The 16,780-nt window shown below is 74.7% G+C and carries 11 protein-coding genes; 5 read left to right on the forward strand and 6 right to left on the reverse strand.

The genetic code is table 11. The features are described 5' to 3' along the window. Positions 1-78: 78 nt before the first annotated feature. From QRT04_RS03260 to QRT04_RS03285, 6 genes are all read right to left on the reverse strand, one after another. On the reverse strand, positions 79-1,410 hold the full coding sequence (locus QRT04_RS03260; RefSeq protein WP_289453463.1) for a glutamate-5-semialdehyde dehydrogenase: 1,332 nt from the start codon (positions 1,408-1,410) through the stop codon (positions 79-81). Between the two features lie 43 nt (positions 1,411-1,453). Further along, on the reverse strand, positions 1,454-2,623 hold the full coding sequence (proB, locus tag QRT04_RS03265; protein ID WP_289453464.1) for a glutamate 5-kinase: 1,170 nt from the start codon (positions 2,621-2,623) through the stop codon (positions 1,454-1,456). Between the two features lie 254 nt (positions 2,624-2,877). Continuing rightward, positions 2,878-4,398, reverse strand: a complete 1,521-nt coding sequence (obgE, locus tag QRT04_RS03270; protein ID WP_289453465.1) for a GTPase ObgE — start codon at positions 4,396-4,398, stop codon at positions 2,878-2,880. Positions 4,399-4,521: 123 nt separating this feature from the next. Then, the gene (gene rpmA, locus QRT04_RS03275; RefSeq protein WP_289453466.1) at positions 4,522-4,779 is read right to left on the reverse strand and encodes a 50S ribosomal protein L27; all 258 of its coding nucleotides are present in this window, start codon (positions 4,777-4,779) and stop codon (positions 4,522-4,524) included. A 39-nt stretch (positions 4,780-4,818) separates the two neighbouring features. Continuing rightward, positions 4,819-5,127, reverse strand: a complete 309-nt coding sequence (gene rplU / locus QRT04_RS03280; RefSeq protein ID WP_289455691.1) for a 50S ribosomal protein L21 — start codon at positions 5,125-5,127, stop codon at positions 4,819-4,821. 198 nt (positions 5,128-5,325) lie between these two features. Next, on the reverse strand, positions 5,326-8,445 hold the full coding sequence (locus QRT04_RS03285; RefSeq protein ID WP_289453467.1) for an Rne/Rng family ribonuclease: 3,120 nt from the start codon (positions 8,443-8,445) through the stop codon (positions 5,326-5,328). A 432-nt stretch (positions 8,446-8,877) separates the two neighbouring features. Between QRT04_RS03285 and QRT04_RS03290 the strand changes: the two genes are divergently transcribed. The 5 genes from QRT04_RS03290 to QRT04_RS03310 are packed head-to-tail and all read left to right on the forward strand — an operon-like array spanning position 8,878 to position 16,770. Beyond that, positions 8,878-10,371, forward strand: coding sequence for a cytochrome ubiquinol oxidase subunit I (locus QRT04_RS03290; protein ID WP_289453468.1), 1,494 nt, complete (start codon positions 8,878-8,880; stop codon positions 10,369-10,371). Between the two features lie 10 nt (positions 10,372-10,381). Beyond that, complete coding sequence (gene cydB, locus QRT04_RS03295) at positions 10,382-11,434, forward strand: cytochrome d ubiquinol oxidase subunit II (RefSeq protein ID WP_289453469.1); 1,053 nt, start codon at positions 10,382-10,384, stop codon at positions 11,432-11,434. Next, a complete protein-coding gene (cydD, locus tag QRT04_RS03300) occupies positions 11,431-13,089 on the forward strand; it encodes a thiol reductant ABC exporter subunit CydD (RefSeq protein ID WP_289453470.1) in 1,659 nt (552 codons plus the stop codon). Before cydB ends, cydD begins: the two co-directional genes overlap by 4 nt. After that, positions 13,086-15,002, forward strand: a complete 1,917-nt coding sequence (gene cydC / locus QRT04_RS03305; protein ID WP_289453472.1) for a thiol reductant ABC exporter subunit CydC — start codon at positions 13,086-13,088, stop codon at positions 15,000-15,002. The genes cydD and cydC overlap by 4 nt, the downstream gene beginning before the upstream one ends. Beyond that, on the forward strand, positions 14,989-16,770 hold the full coding sequence (locus tag QRT04_RS03310; RefSeq protein WP_289453473.1) for a sensor histidine kinase: 1,782 nt from the start codon (positions 14,989-14,991) through the stop codon (positions 16,768-16,770). Before cydC ends, QRT04_RS03310 begins: the two co-directional genes overlap by 14 nt. The last annotated feature ends 10 nt before the right edge of the window (positions 16,771-16,780 follow it).

Raw genomic sequence — 16,780 nt, forward strand, 5'->3', positions numbered from 1 at the left:
TCCTCCTGGGACGGGTCCGGATGAACAGCCAGTGTCGCACGGGTGGCTGAGACTCAGGGTCCGAGACACCCGTCGGGGTCAGGGTCGGACGTGACCGTCGCCCTGGACGACCCACTTGGTCGTCGTGAGCTCCGCGAGGCCCATCGGACCCCGCGCGTGCAGCTTCTGCGTCGAGATGCCGATCTCGGCGCCGAGACCGAGCTGGCCGCCGTCCGTGAAGCGCGTCGACGCGTTGACCATGACCGCCGCCGCGTCGACCTCCGCGACGAACCGCTCGGACGACGCGAGGTCGCGCGTGACGATCGCCTCGGTGTGGCCGCTGCTCCACGTGCGGATGTGGTCGAGCGCCTCGTCGAGGTCGTCGACGACGCGGACCGCGAGGTCGAGCGAGAGGTACTCGGTCGCCCAGTCCTCGTCCGTGGCCGGCACGGTCGCGACCTCGTCGCCCGCGAGCTCGAGCGTCCGTGCGTCGCCGTGGATCGTGACGCCCGCGTCGGCCAGCTCGGCGAGCGCGATCGGCAGGAACTCGTCCGCCACCGCGTCGTGCACCAGCAGCGTCTCGAGCGCGTTGCAGACGCCCACGCGCTGCGTCTTGGCGTTCAGGACGATGGCGATCGCGTCGCCCAGGTCCGCGCTCTCGTCGACGAACAGGTGGCAGTTGCCGACGCCCGTCTCGATCACGGGCACGGTCGACTCGCGGACCACGGTCTGGATCAGGTCGGCGCCGCCGCGCGGCACGAGCACGTCGACGAGCCCTCGCAGGTGCATGAGCTCGACCGCGCCCGCACGACCCCACGCGTCGATCGACTGGACGAGGGCGCCGGGCAGCCCGACGGTCTCGAGCGCGTCGGCCAGCACGCCGACGATCACCGCGTTGCTCGACGCCGCCGCCGAGCCGCCGCGCAGGATCACGGCGTTGCCGCTCTTGAGCGCAAGGCCCGCGGCGTCGACCGTGACGTTGGGGCGCGCCTCGTAGATCATGCCGACGACGCCCATGGGGACGCGCAGCTGGCGCAGGCGCAGTCCGTTGGGGAGCGTCGAGCCGCGCACGACCTCGCCCACCGGGTCCGGGAGCCCGGCGAGCTCGCGCAGCGCCGCGGCGATCCCGTCGATCCGGTCCGGCGTGAGCGCGAGGCGGTCGAGCAGCCCGGCCGACAGCCCGCTCTCGCGCCCGCGCGCCAGGTCGTCGGCGTTCGCCGCGACGATCCGGTCGGCATTCGCGACGAGGGCGTCGGCGAGCGCGTGCAGCGCCGCGTCCTTCGTCGCGCGCGTCGCCGTCGCCAGCGCGCGGGACGCGACCTTCGCCCGGCGGGCGACCGCCTCGACCGACTCTGCACCGTCGACCGGGGGCACCGGCGCGTCCGCGCTGGTGGGAGCCGTGTCGAGCGGTGCGTCGAGGGAGGCGGTCATGCGACCAAGGGTAGCCCCGGCGTCCGCGAGCTCCACGGGACGCTCACGCGCGGGTGGGCACGGTGGCCGCGTGGGGACGACGGCGGCGCACGAGCACCATGTCGTCGCGGTGCACGAGCTCGCGGTCGTAGCCCGGCCCGAGCTCGGCGCGCAGGTCCGACGTCGACCTCCCGAGCAGGTCGGGCACCTCGTCGGACGAGTACGCCACCAGGCCGCGCGCGACGACCACGCCGTCCGGACCGACGATCTCGACGGGGTCGCCGGCCTCGAACTCGCCCTCGAAGCCCGTCACGCCCGCCGGCAGCAGCGACTTGTGCCGCTCGACGAGGGCCCGCACCGCGCCGTCGTCGAGCACGAGCCGCCCGCGCGTGCGCGCCGCGTGCGCGAGCCAGAGCAGCCGGATCGACGTGCGCCGGCCCGTCGCGGCGAACCACGTCCCGACGTCCTCGCCCGCGAGCGCCGCGGCGGCCTGCTCGGCCGACGTCAGGACGACCGGGATGCCCGACTGCGACGCGATCGCCACGGACTCGAGCTTCGTCACCATGCCGCCCGTGCCGACGGACGACCCCCGCGACGAGACGTCGATGCCCTCGAGGTCCGCCGGTCCCTCGACCCGCCCGATGCGGCGCGAGCCCGGCCGGGACGGCGGCCCCGAGTACAGCGCGTCGACGTCCGTGAGGAGCACCAGCGCATCCGCGTGCACCAGGTGGGAGACGAGCGCCGCGAGCCTGTCGTTGTCGCCGAACCGGATCTCGTCCGTCGCCACCGCGTCGTTCTCGTTGATGACCGGCACCACGCCGAGGTCGAGCAGCCGGTTCAGAGCCCGGTGCGCGTTCCGGTAGTGGACGCGCCGCACGGTGTCCTCAGCGGTCAGGAGCACCTGCCCGACGCGCAGCCCGTGCTCCGCGAAGGCTCGCGTGTAGTGCGCGACGAGCAGCCCCTGCCCCACCGTCGCGGCGGCCTGCTGGGTCGCGAGGTCGCGCGGGCGGCCCGGCAGGCCGAGCGGGCCGATGGCGGCCGCGATCGCACCCGAGGACACCAGGACGACCTGCCCGCCCTCGGCGCGACGCGCCGCGAGGACCTCGACCAGCGCGCGCAGGCGATCCGGGTCGAGCCGGCCGTCGGGGCTCGTCAGCGACGACGAGCCGACCTTGACGACGACCCGCGCGGCAGACGGCAGCTGCTGGCGGTCGACGAGGGTGGCGGCGGACACGCTCGCATTGTGCCGGACGGCCGCCCGCGCCCGACCACTGGTCCAGCACGCGGCGCCGCTCCGGTCAGTCCTGGCGGTGTGAGCTGCCAGGGCTGACCTCCGCTCCGCTCCCGGCGGGTGCCGCGCTGCGCGCGACCCCCACCGTCCGCTGCGCTCCGGTCAGTCCTGGCGGTGTGAGCTGCCAGGCCTGACCTCCGCTCCGCTCCCGGCGGGTGCCGCGCTGCGCGCGACCCCCACCGTCCGCTGCGCTCCGGTCAGTCCTGGCGGTCCGGGTCGGTCCAGATGCCCGACTCGCGCTCCGTCCACAGCTCCGCGCGGGCCGCGGCCTTCGCGTCCATGCGGTCCTTGTGCTCGGCGCGCTTCTCGCCGCGCGTCGGCCGCAGGCGGTCCTCGAGCCGCGCGTCGGTGCCGCGCGAGCCGAGCAGCTCCGAGCCGGTCATGAGCGTCGGCTCCCAGTCGAAGACGACCGCGTTCGTGTCAGGGCCGATGCGCACCTCGTCACCGGCGACGGCACCCGCCTTGAACAGCTGGTCCTCGACGCCGAGGCGCGCGAGGCGGTCCGCGAGGTAGCCGACGGCCTCGTCGTTCGCGAAGTCCGTCTGCCGCACCCAACGTTCGGGCTTCTCGCCGCGCACCTGGAACCAGACCGCGCCGCCGCCCTCGCGGCGCGTCACCGTGAAGCCGGACTCGTCGACGGCCCTCGGCCGCAGCACGATGCGCGTCGGCTCGGGCGCAGGCGCCTCGCGTCGTGCGCGCTCCACGAGCTCCGCGAGGGCGAACGTCAGCGGACGCAGACCCTCGTGGCTCGCGGTCGACACCTCGAACACGCGCAGGCCGCGCGCCTCGAGCTCGGGCCGGACGAGGTCGGCCAGGTCGCGCGCCTCCGGCACGTCGATCTTGTTCAGGACGACGACGCGCGGACGCTCGGTGAGCGGGACGCGGCCACCCTCGATGTCGAGGTCCCCCGCGTACGCGGCGAGCTCAGCCTCGATCACGTCGAGGTCGCTGATCGGGTCGCGGTCCGGCTCGAGGGTCGCGCAGTCGAGCACGTGCACGATCACCGCGCAGCGCTCGATGTGGCGCAGGAACTCGAGCCCCAGCCCCCGACCCTCGGACGCGCCGGGGATCAGGCCCGGCACGTCGGCGACGGTGTACCGCGCGGCGCCCGCCTGCACGACGCCGAGGTTCGGCACGAGCGTGGTGAACGGGTAGTCCGCGATCTTCGGCCGCGCGGCGGAGATCGCCGCGACGAGGCTCGACTTGCCGGCGCTCGGGTAGCCGACGAGGGCGACGTCGGCGATCGTCTTGAGCTCGAGGACGACCGACTGCTCCGAGCCGGGCTCCCCCAGCAGCGCGAACCCGGGCGCCTTGCGGCGCGGCGAAGCGAGCGCGGCGTTGCCGAGCCCCCCGCGACCGCCCGCCGCGATGACGTACTGCGCGCCGACCCCGACCAGGTCGGCCAGGACCTCGCCGTCGGGATCCTTGACGACGGTCCCGTCGGGGACGCCCAGCACCAGGTCGGCGCCCGTCGAGCCCGAGCGGTGGTCGCCCATGCCCTGCGTGCCCGACGACGCGCGCCGGTGCGGCAGGTGGTGGAACTCGAGCAGCGTGGTGACCTGCGGGTCGACCTCGAGGATCACCGACCCGCCGTTGCCGCCGTTGCCGCCGTCGGGGCCGGCCAGCGGCTTGAACTTCTCGCGATGGATGGACGCGCAGCCGTGCCCACCGTCACCGCCGGTCGCGTGCAGCACGACCCGGTCGACGAACGTCGCCACGGCTACCTCCTGTGCTCGTCAGCCCGCCGCCCCCACGCTCGGGGCCGCTCGGACTGCTCCATCGTCCAACGACGAAGGGGCGCACCGCACCGGTGCGCCCCTTCGCGTGAATGTCTGTGGTCGTCAGCCCTCGGCTGCGACGATGTCGATGACCTTGCGGCCACGACGCGTGCCGAACTCGACCGAGCCGGCGGTCAGGGCGAACAGCGTGTCGTCGCCACCGCGGCCGACGTTGTTGCCCGGGTGGAAGTGCGTGCCGCGCTGGCGGACGATGATCTCGCCGGCCTTGACGACCTCGCCGCCGAAGCGCTTGACGCCGAGGCGCTGCGCGTTCGAGTCGCGACCGTTGCGCGAGGAGCTCGCGCCCTTCTTGTGTGCCATTGCTGCTCTCCTAGCTCAGAAGTCAGTGCCCGCGAGGGGTCACTTGATGCCGGTGACCTTGAGGCGGGTCAGCTTCTGGCGGTGACCCTGACGCTTGCGGTAGCCCGTCTTGTTCTTGTACCGCAGGATGTCGATCTTCGGGCCCTTCTCGTCCCGGACGACCTCCGCGGTGACCTTCACCTTGGCCAGGGCCGCGGCGTCGGTGGTGACCTTGGCACCGTCGACGAGCAGCAGCGCGGGCAGCTCCACCGAGTCACCGGCCTGGGCGCCGAGGCGGTCCACGACGACGATGTCGCCCACCGCAACCTTCTCCTGGCGGCCGCCGGCCTTCACGATCGCGTACACCACGTTGCTGCTCATCTCTCCTAGTCTTGGCGTGCTCGTCATGGCGGTCGGCTTGGGCGAACTCGCTCACGCCGCGGCGTGGGAGTGCGACCTGACCATGGGCACACGGGGACCGGCGCGCTGCGCGCACCGACGTCCTAGGGTACGGGGGCGCCGGACGAGGGTCAAACTCACCGGGGCGCTCCCCGCACCCCGTGACGGTCAGTCGTCCTCGGGCGTCTCCGCGTCGAAGACCTGCGGGTCCACGGGCGTCAGCTCGAGCGTCTGGGCCTCGTCGGCGTCCGTGTCGGCGTCCGCCGTCCGTGCGTCGTCGACGGGCGCGGGGGCCTCGTCACGGGCGACCGCAGGGACGTCGTCACCGTGCTCGCCGAACCCGGCGGCGTCGAGCTCCGCGAGGACGTCGAGGACAGGTGCGTCCGCGACGTCCTGCGTCGCGGCCTCGTCCTCGCCGACGACGGCCGGCTCGGCGACGAGCTCGGTGCCCGGCTCGGCCACCGCGACGCCCGCGGGGTGGTCGTGCTCGTGGTCGTGCTCGTGCGCGTGCGCCGCCGCGGCGGCGATCGTCGCGAGCGTCGCCTTGACGGCCTCGCGAGCCTCGGGCAGGACCGGCACGCCCGGGTGCGGACCGGCGGCCGGGGCCGCCTCCTTGGCTCCCCCGCGCTTGCGGCGCGACCGCTTCGGCTCGCCCGTCTCCGGCTGCTGCTGCGCGCCCGCGTCCGGGCGGCCGTTCTTCTCGACGGGCTCGTCGTGGACGATGAAGCCGCGGCCGTGGCAGTGCTCGCACGTCTCGGAGAACGCCTCGACGAGGCCCTGCCCGACGCGCTTGCGCGTCATCTGCACGAGGCCCAGCGACGTGACCTCGGCGACCTGGTGCTTGGTCCGGTCGCGGCCGAGGCACTCGACGAGGCGCCGCAGCACGAGGTCGCGGTTCGACTCGAGCACCATGTCGATGAAGTCGATGACGATGATGCCGCCGATGTCGCGCAGCCGGAGCTGGCGCACGATCTCCTCGGCCGCCTCGAGGTTGTTGCGCGTCACCGTCTCCTCGAGCGTGCCGCCCGAGCCGGTGAACTTGCCGGTGTTGACGTCGACGACGGTCATCGCCTCGGTCCGGTCGATCACGAGCGAGCCACCGGACGGCAGCCAGACCTTGCGGTCCATGCCCTTGGCGAGCTGCTCGTCGATGCGGTGCACCGTGAAGACGTCCTGCGTGCCGGTCCACTTCTGGACCTTCTGCGCGAGGTCGGGCGCGAGCTCGGCGATGTACGACGAGATGGTCGACCACGCCTCGTCGCCCTCGACGACGAGCGAGCTGAAGTCGTCGTTGAAGATGTCGCGGACCACGCGGATCGCCATGTCGGGCTCGCCCTGGAGCAGCGCGGGCGCCGACGCGGTCTTCGCCTTCTTCTCGATCGCCTCCCACTGGCTGCTCAGCCGCTCGACGTCGGCGCGGAGCTCGTCCTCGCTCGCCCCTTCGGCTGCCGTGCGCACGATCACGCCGGCGGAGTCCGGGACGACCTCGCGGAGGATCTTCTTGAGGCGGTTGCGCTCGGTGTCGGGGAGCTTGCGGCTGATGCCCGTCATGCCGCCGCCCGGCACGTAGACGAGGTAGCGACCGGCGAGCGTGACCTGCGAGGTCAGGCGAGCGCCCTTGTGGCCGATCGGGTCCTTGGTGACCTGGACCAGCACGGAGTCGCCCGACTTGAGCGCCTGCTCGATGCGGCGCGGCTGGCCGCCGTCGAGGCCCGCGGCGTCCCAGTTGACCTCGCCGGCGTACAGCACGGCGTTGCGGCCCTTGCCGACGTCGACGAACGCCGCCTCCATGCTGGGCAGCACGTTCTGCACGCGGCCGAGGTAGACGTTGCCCACCATCGAGACCTGCGCCTGGTTCGAGACGTAGTGCTCGACGAGCACGCCGTCCTCGAGCACCGCGATCTGCGTACGGCCGTGGCGCTCGCGCACGATCATCGAACGCTCGACCGACTCGCGGCGCGCGAGGAACTCGGCCTCCGTGATGATCTGGCGGCGACGACCGGCGTCGCGGCCCTCGCGGCGGCGCTGACGCTTGGCCTCGAGGCGCGTCGAGCCGCGCAGCGCGGTGACCTCGTCGCTGGGCGCGCGCGTGCGCGTCCGGGTCTCGCCGCCCTCGCCCGACGACGTGCCGCGGCGACGGCGACGGCGGCGGCGGCTCGACGGGCCGCCGTCAGCCGACTCGGCCTCGGTCTCGTCGCCTGCGGGCTCCTCGTCGTCCTCGGGCTCGTCCTCGGCGGTCGCGGCGACCTCGTCCGCGGCGTCGCGCGAGGCGTCCGGCCGGCGGCGGCCGCGGCCACCACGACGGCGGCGACGGCGCGACGGGGTCGACTCGTCCTCGTCGCCCTCGGCGACCTCGTCGACGTCGACGGGCTCGCCGGTCTCGTCGAGCACGACGTCCTCGGCCTCGGGCTCGTCCGCCGCCTCGGCGGGCTGTGCGGCGGCCTCCTGCGTCTCGTCCGTGGCGGCGGACGCACCGCTGCGGCCGCGGCCGCCGCGGCGACGGCGGGACGACCGCGACGGGCCGGTCTCGTCGGCGGCGGGGGTCGCGACGGCGGCACCCTCGGACTTCGCGGGCTCGGCCTGCGCGTGCTCGGCGCGCGCCGCCTCGGAGATCTGCTCGGGCGAGCCCGCACCGGCCTGGGCGCGCCGGCGCCGGGGCCGAGCCGCGGGGTCGGGCGCCTGGAACAGCAGCGCGGTGGTCGCGAGCCGCGCGCCCCCGGCGGGTCGCTCGGGCTGCTTGGCGGGCTCGCCGACGGTCGCGGCCAGCTCGGCGAGGACGTCGAGCGGCGCGTCCGACGCGGCGGTCGCCTCGTCGGCCTCGTCCTCGGCCGGCTCCTCGGCGCCCTCGGCCGGCTCCTCGGCGGGCTCGGGCCGCGACGCGGGGGCCGCGGCGGCGCGCGTGCTCGAACGGCGGCGCCGCGCGGGCTTGGTCTCGGCCGCGGGCTCGTCCGACGTCACCGCGTCGGCGGCTGCTGCGGCGGGCTCCGCCTCGGCGGCCGCGGCAGGGGCGTCCGGCTCGGTCGGCGCGGTCGCCTTCGTCGCGCGGCGCGGCGCGCGGGTGCGCTTGGGGGCGGCAGCGGGCTCGGCCTCGGCCGGCGCGTCGGCGCTCACCGCGGCGGGCTCGGTCGCCGCCGGAGCGGCGTCGGGGGTCGGCTCGGCGGACTGCTCGGCCGCGACAGGCGCGGCGACGGCGCGGGTCGCGCGGCGACGGCGCGGGGCGGCCGGGGCGGCCTCACCCCCGGCCGTCGATGCAGCTGCTTCGTTCTCGGGGGTGATCTCGGGGCTCACGCGGAGTGCTCCTGGGTACCGGAAAACCACGCCACACGTCTCGGTGGTCCTCGGTCGGTCGGTCGTCGCGCGCACTCGGCGGCGACGGAAGTCGTCGGTCGTGGCTGCAGGTACCGGGCCGGCGCCATCGCCTGCGGGGCCGTGTCGCAGGCCCTGGATGGGCCCGACGTGGCCGGGCGGCGGCTGGCGTGCGCGACGCGCTGGTGCTGCGAGCTCACGGGTCCCAGGGGCGGTGTGGTCGCCCTCGGAGCCGCCGTCAGTATCGCACAGGCCCCTCGTCCGGGCAGCGTCAGCGACGCGCCGGTTCACGACGGAACGTCAGTACCGGGGACCTTGGTCCCAGGAGCAGACTGGACCTCGTCCTAGCGTTCCCCCCAGGTCGCCGGCGGCGCGACCTGCATCAACGAGGCCACCGACCCACGGAGCACCACAGTGGACGCGCTCGACATCGCACGCTGGCAGTTCGGGATCACCACCGTCTACCACTTCATCTTCGTGCCGCTGACGATCGGCCTGTCGCCGCTCGTCGCGATCATGCAGACCGTGTGGGTCGTCACGGGCAAGAGCCGGTGGCTGCGGCTGACGAAGTTCTTCGGGAAGCTGCTGCTGATCAACTTCGCGATCGGCGTGGCGACCGGCATCGTGCAGGAGTTCCAGTTCGGCATGAACTGGAGCGACTACAGCCGGTTCGTGGGCGACGTGTTCGGCGCGCCGCTCGCCATGGAGGCGCTCGCCGCGTTCTTCGTCGAGTCGACGTTCCTCGGCCTCTGGATCTTCGGGTGGGACCGCCTGCCCAAGAAGGTCCACCTGCTGACGATCTGGGCGGTCGCGCTCGCCACCAACCTGTCGGCCTTCTTCATCCTCGCCGCGAACTCGTGGATGCAGCACCCGGTCGGGACCATCTACAACGCGCAGCGCGGCCGCGCGGAGATGGTCGACATCGGCGCGGTGCTGACGAACTCGACGCTGCTCGCCGCGTTCCCCCACACCATCACCGCGGCGCTGCTCACCGCCGGCACGTTCGTCGCGGGCATCGCGGCCTGGTGGATGGTCAGGCTGGCGCGGACCGGTCAGGCCGAGAAGGCGCGAGACGTCTACCGCCCGGCCGTCGTGCTCGGCGTCGTCGTGATGCTCATCGGCGGCATCGGCGTCGCGCTCTCGGGCGACCAGCAGGCGAAGCTCATGTTCCAGCAGCAGCCGATGAAGATGGCGTCCGCCGAGGCCCTGTGCCAGACGGAGACCGGCCCCGCGTTCTCGGTGCTCGCGATCGGGAACCTGTCGAACTCGTGCGAGGACGTCACGCACGTCATCCAGATCCCCGGCCTGCTCGGCTTCCTCGCGGACGGCGACACGAACGCGACGATCCAGGGCGTCGAGAACCTCCAGCAGCAGTACGAGCAGAAGTTCGGCTACACCGACTCCGCCGGCAACCCGATCTCGTACCAGCCCAACCTCACGGTCACGTACTGGGGCTTCCGCCTGATGATCGGCATGGGCGTCGGCTCGGCCGCACTGGCGCTCGCCGCGCTGTGGCTGACCCGCAAGGGACGCGTCAGCGACAAGCGGTGGTTCGGCCGGCTCGGCATCATCGCGATCGTCACGCCCTTCCTCGCTTCGTCGTTCGGCTGGATCTTCACCGAGATGGGCCGGCAGCCGTGGGTCGTCGCGCCCAACCCGAACCCGTCGGGCGTCGACGGCGTGTGGCTGCTGACGGCGCGCGGTGTGTCCACGTCCGTCTCGGCGGGGACGGTCGTCACGTCGCTCGTCGCCTTCACCGCGCTCTACGCCGTGCTCGCGGTGGTCTGGTACCGGCTGATGCACCGCTACGCGATCGAGGGCGTGGCGGACGTCGAGAAGGACGTGAGCCCCGACAACCCCGACAGGGCCGGCGACGACGCCGAGCAGCCGCTGTCGTTCGCGTACTGAGGAGCGACCCGTGGATCTCGTGACGGTCTGGTTCCTGCTCATCGCGGTCCTGTGGACCGGCTACCTCGTGCTCGAGGGCTTCGACTTCGGCGTCGGCATGCTGCTCGGCGTGCTGCCGCGCGGCGACCACCGCCAGCGCGAGAAGGACCGCCGGGTCATGATCAACACGATCGGCCCGGTGTGGGACGGCAACGAGGTGTGGCTGCTGACGGCCGGCGGTGCGACGTTCGCGGCGTTCCCCGAGTGGTACGCCACGATGTTCTCGGGCTTCTACCTCGCGCTCCTGCTGATCCTGCTGGCGCTGATCGTGCGCGTCGTCTGCTTCGAGTGGCGCGGCAAGATCGACTCCGACCGGTGGCGCGCGTGGATCGACCGCGGGCTCATCTTCGGGTCGTGGGTGCCGTCGATCCTCTGGGGCGTCGCGTTCGGCAACCTTGTGCGCGGCGTGCACCTCGACAACACCCACGAGTACGCCGGCACGTTCCTCGACCTGCTCAACCCGTTCGCGCTGCTCGCCGGCGCGACCACGTGCCTGATCTTCCTGACGCACGGCGCCGTCTTCCTGGCACTCAAGTCCGACGGCCTGGTCCGTGAGCGGGCCGCGCGGTTCGCGTCGGTCTCGTCCGTCGCGACGCTCGTCGTCGCCGGGGCGTGGGCCGTCTGGGCGCAGGTCGCGTACTCGGTGGGATGGACCTGGATCGCCGTCGCGGTCGCCGCTCTCGCGCTCGTCGCAGTGGTCGTGGCGACGCGGACGCGGCGCGAGTGGCCGGCGTTCCTCGCGTCGGCGGTCGCGATCGTCGCCGCCGTGGTGCTGATCTTCGGGTCGCTCTGGCCCGACGTCATGCCCGCGCTCGACCCGGCCAACTCGCTGACGGCCGCCGACGCCGCCTCGACGCCCTACACGCTCCGGCTGATGACGTGGGTCGCCGTGATCCTCACGCCCGTCGTGCTGCTCTACCAGGGGTGGACGTACTGGGTGTTCCGCAAGCGGATCAGCGCGCACTCCATCCCTGAGCCCACCGGCCTGACGTTCGCCCCGAAGGTGACCTCGGCAGACCGATGAGACCGCTCGACCCGCGCCTGCTGCGGTACGCCCGCTCGGCACGCCGGTACGTCGCGCTCACGGCGACGCTGGGGGTGGTGACGGCCGCGCTCGTCGTGGCCCAGGCGCTGCTCCTGGCGCACGCGCTCGGGCGCGCGGTGACCGACGGGGTGTCGCTCGGCGCGCTCGCGCCGCTCGTCGGATGGCTCGCGGCGGTGGTCGGCGCGCGGGCGCTCGTCGTCGGGGTGCAGGAGCGGTACGCGCACCGGGCGGCGACGCGCGCCGTGGCCGAGCTGCGCGAGGGCGTCGTCGACCGCGCCGCCGCCCTGGGGCCGCGCCGCCTCGCCGGTGGGGACGCGCCCGCGCTCGTCACCCTCGCGACCCGCGGGCTTGACAACCTCGAGCCGTACTTCGTGCGGTACCTGCCCCAGCTCGTGCTGGCCGCGACCGTCACACCCGCGACGCTGCTCGTCGTGCTCGGGCTGGACTGGCTGTCCGGCGTGCTCGTGATCGCGACGCTGCCGCTCGTGCCGCTGTTCATGGTGCTGGTCGGGCGCCTCACGCAGGGACGCGCCGAGCGGGGCCTCGTCGCGATGCAGCGGCTCGGCGCGCAGGTGCTCGACCTGCTGGCCGGACTGCCGACGCTGCGCGCGTTCGGCCGCGAGCGGGGTCCGGCCGCGCGGGTGCGCGAGCTCGGTGACGCGCAGCGCCGCGCGACGATGGGCACGCTGCGGATCGCCTTCCTCTCGGGCATGGTGCTCGAGCTGCTGACGACGCTGTCCGTCGCGCTCGTCGCCGTCGCGATCGGGCTGCGGCTCGTGGACGGCGGGATGTCGCTCGTGACGGGTCTGGCGGTGCTCGTGCTCGCGCCCGAGGTGTTCCTGCCGCTGCGGCAGGTCGGCGCCCAGTTCCACGCGGCGGCCGACGGCGTCGCGGCGGCCGAGCAGGCGTTCGCGGTGCTCGACGAGCCGGCGCCTGCGGCCGGCACGGTGGCCGCCCCGGACCTGCGCGCGACGACGATCCAGCTCGTCGGCCTCGGCGTCCGGGCCACCGGCGGCTGGGCGCCGCGCGGGCTGGACGCCACGATCGAGCCGGGCCGCGTCGTGGCGCTCGTCGGGCCGTCCGGTGCGGGGAAGTCGACCGCCGTGGACGCTCTGCTGGGTCTGCTCGCTCCCGACGAGGGTCGGGTGCTGCTCGGCGACGTCGACGCGCGTGACCTCGACCGCGAGACCCTCTGGTCACAGGTGGCGTGGCTGCCGCAGCGGCCGGTGCTCGAGCCCGGCACGCTCGCGGCGGTCGTGGGCGGCGGGTCGGAGGGCGCCCGCCTGGCCGCCGCGCGGCTGACCGGGCTCTCCGACGTGGTCGCGACGCTCCCCCAGGGCTGGCAGACGCAGCTCGGGCGCGGTGGCTCCGGGCTGAGCGTCGGGCAGCGCCAGCGGGTGGCGCTGACGCGCGCGCTCCTGGCCGACGCGCCGCTCGTCGTGCTCGACGAGCCCTCCGCGCACCTCGACGCCGACGGAGAGCGGGTGGTGCTCGACGCGGTCGAGGCGCTCCGCGCGGCCGGCCGCACCGTGGTGCTGGTCGCGCACCGGCCGTCGCTCCTGGCGCTCGCCGACTCCGTGATCGCGGTCCAGCGGGCCGACGCCGCCGACCTCGGCGAGACGGTGGCGGCATGACCGCGCCGGTCCCGGCCGCGGTGCCACCACTCACGCTCGCCCCTCCGCGCGGCACTCTCAGGCGCGCCGTCGCGCTTCTCGAGGTCGACCGCCGGCGCGCGGTGGAGGCGGTGCTCCTCGGCGCGCTCGCGCTCGGCTGCTCGGTCGCGCTCGCCGCCGTCGCCGCCTGGCTCATCGCCCGCGCGTCGCAGATGCCGCCCGTCCTCCAGCTGTCGGTCGCCACGGTCGCCGTCCGCGCGTTCGGCATCGGACGCGGCGTCCTGCGGTACGTCGAGCGGCTCGTGTCGCACGACCTCGCGCTCCGGGGCATGACGACGCTCCGCACCAGCCTGTACGAGCGGCTCGCCGCGGGCGCACCCGCCGCGACGCTCGGTCTGCGCCGCGGCGACCTGCTCGCGCGCGTCGGTGCGGACGTCGACGCGATCGGCGACGTCGTGGTGCGCGGCCTGCTCCCGGCCGGCGTCGCCGCCGTGCTCGGCGCGGGCACGAGCCTCGCGATGGGACTGCTCTGGCCGCCCGCCGGGTTCGCGCTCGCCGCCTGCCTGCTGCTCGCCGGGGTCGTCGCGCCGCTGCTCGCCGCGCGCGGCGCGCGGGACGCCGAGCACGCGGCACTGGGTGCGCGCGCGGACGCGCAGGCGGTCGCGCTGGGCGTGCTCGAGGACGCCGGGCCGCTCGCCGTCGCTGGGCGGCTGCGTGGCGAGCTCGGGGCGCTGCGCGCGGCCGACGTCCGCGTCGCCCGGGCCACCGACCGCGGCGCGGCGTCGTCGGCGCTCGCCGCCGCCGTGGGTCAGCTCGCGGTCGGGCTCGCCGTGGTGGCCGCGCTCGTCACCGGGGTGCCCGCGGTGGCCGACGGCAGGCTCGCGGCCGTCACCCTCGCCGTGGTCGTGCTGACGCCGCTCGCCGCGTTCGAGGCGACGGCGCTGCTGCCCGCCGCTGCGGTCCAGGTCCAGCGGTCGCGGGCCGCGGCGGGTCGGGTGCTCGCGCTGCTCGACGCGGCCGCCGACGACCCCGCCGCCGGCGGGACGACGGGCGTCGGAGGCCGCCGCGAGGGGGGCGCGACGAGCGACATCGCCGGGCCGGGCGGCGATGGTCCACGGGACACCCACACAGCCAGCGGCAGCCGGACGGCGGACGACCGCGTCCCCGCGCCGACCGGCGGCCCCCGGCTCGTGGCCCGCGGCCTCGCCGCGGGTTGGCCCGCTCGCGAGCCGGCCGTGGCGGGCGTCGAACTCGAGCTCGTGCCCGGGCGGTCGCTCGCGATCGTCGGGCCCAGCGGGGCCGGGAAGACCACGCTGCTGCTCACGCTCGCCGGCCTCCTCCCCCGGCACGGCGGCGTGCTCGAGCTCGACGGCACGGACATCGCGCACCTCGACCGCTCGACCGTGGTCGCCGCCGTCGTCGCGAGCCCCGAGGACGCGCACGTCTTCGGGACGACCGTCCTCGAGAACCTGCGCGTCGCGCGCGGGGACGTGACGCCCGACGAGGCCCGCGCCGTGCTCGGCCGCGTCGGGCTGGACGACTGGCTCGCGGGCCTCCCGGACGGCGTCGACACGCCGATCGGCCCCGATGCCCGCACCGTCTCCGGCGGCGAGCGCCGCCGGCTCCTCGTCGCGCGTGCGCTGCTGAGCCCCGCCCCGCTCCTGCTGCTCGACGAGCCCGCCGAGCACCTCGACCCCGACGCGGCGGACCGGCTCGTCACCGACCTGCTGAGCGCGGCGGCGGACGGTCGCGGCACCGTCGTCGTCACGCACCGCCTCGCGCCCCTCGGGGCCGCCGACGAGGTGCTGTGGCTCTCCCCCGGCGCCACGCGGCGCGGCACCCACGCGACCCTCCTCGCCACCCACGCGGACTACCGTGAGGCGGTGCGCCGTGAGGGCGCCGTGGCGGAGGGACAGGACGTTGCGCACCGATGACGACAGCGCACAGGGGCTCATCGAGCGGATCCCCGCGAACGCCGGCACGCCGTTCGCCGACGGTGTCCTCGCCCAGGTGGTGGGAACGCCCGTGGCGCTGACCGGGAACCCGCTCGCCGACCTGCTCGACGCCATCCTCGCCGTGGCGCGCGAGCTCGAGCTTCCCGAGGTGCTCAACCGCTTCGTCCAGGTCAGCGCGGAGCTCACGCAGGCGCGGTACGCCGCGATCAACGTGCTCGACCAGCACGGCACGTCGACGACGTTCGTCTACACAGGCGTGCCGACGTCGGTCGCCCGCATGATGCGCAACGCCCCGCACGCGCTCGGCGTGCTCGGCCAGATCCCCGCCGAGGGCGCGCTGCGGCTCGACGACCTCACGCAGCACCCCGCCTTCATCGGGTTCCCGAAGGACCACCCGCCGATGGGCTCGTTCCTCGGCGCATCCGTCCGCGTCGCGAGCCGCGTCTACGGCCAGCTCTACCTGTCCGAGAAGCTCGACGGGACGCGGTTCGACGAGCGCGACGAGCAGACCGTCGTCGCGCTCGCGGCGGCCGCGGGCGTCGCGGTGCAGAACGCGCAGCTGTACGCCGAGGCGGCGCGCCGCGAGCACTGGCTGCGCGCCGGCCAGGACATCACGACCATGCTGCTCGAGGGCTTCGACGAGGAGGAGGCGCTCGAGCACATCGTCGAGACGGCGCGCGAGGTGGCGCACGCCGACACCGCGGCGGTGGCGCTGCCGGGCGTCGGGGGCCAGCTGCTGATCGAGCTCGCGCAGGGCCACGAGGCCGGGGAGCTCGTCGGGCTCGTGATGCCCGAGGGCAGCCGCGCATGGACCGTCATGACGGAGGGTCGCGGCATGCTCGCGCCGTCGCTCGCGAGCTCGCCCGTGCACGGCGAGGCGTGGCAGCGGTTCGGCTCGGGGATCTTCGCGCCGCTGCAGGCGTCCGGACTGGGCGTCGGCGTGCTCATCGTGCTCCGGGAGCTGGGCGCGCCGCCGTTCGCCGAGGCGGACCTCGTGACGGCCGAGTCGTTCGCGGCGCAGGCGGCGCTCGCGTACATCCTCGCCGAGGCCCGGCACGCGCAGGACGTCGCGGCGCTGCTCGACGAGCGGGAGCGCATCGCGCGCGACCTGCACGACCTCGCCATCCAGCAGCTGTTCGCCACCGGCATGCAGCTCGAGACCGTCCGCCGGCGCGCTGCCCGCGGCGTCGACCCGAGCGAGCTGCTCAGCATCGTCGACGAGGCGCTGGACAACGTCGACAGCTCCGTCCGCCAGATCCGCCAGATCGTCTACGCCCTGCGCGACCCCGACGCCGCGACGGGCCTCGTCGAGCGCCTGCGCCGCGAGGCGTCGCTTGCGCGCACCGGGCTCGGGTTCGCGCCGTCGCTGGTCCTGACGATCGACGACGCCGTGGTCGGCGACTCCGACGACGACTTCAGCGAGGCGCGGATCGACGAGCGCGTCGACGCCGACCTGACGGACGACGTGGTCGCCGTGGTCCGCGAAGGCCTCGCCAACGCCGCCCGCCACGCGCACGCCTCGAGCGTCGCCGTGCGCGTCATCGTCACGGGCGAGGGCGTCGGCGGAACGGTCTGCGTCGAGGTCTCGGACGACGGCCGGGGGCTGCCGCCCGACCGGGACCGCTCGTCGGGCGTGGGCAACCTGCTCTCCCGCGCTCGGCAGCACGGCGGCACGTTCGAGATCGGCGACAACGCCGACGGCCGCGGCACGCTGCTCGTCTGGACCGCCCCGCTCGCACAGGAGTGACGCGGCCGGT

Origin of the sequence: Cellulomonas alba, from assembly GCF_030362835.1 — a bacterium.
In the GTDB taxonomy this organism is placed as follows: domain Bacteria; phylum Actinomycetota; class Actinomycetes; order Actinomycetales; family Cellulomonadaceae; genus Cellulomonas; species Cellulomonas alba.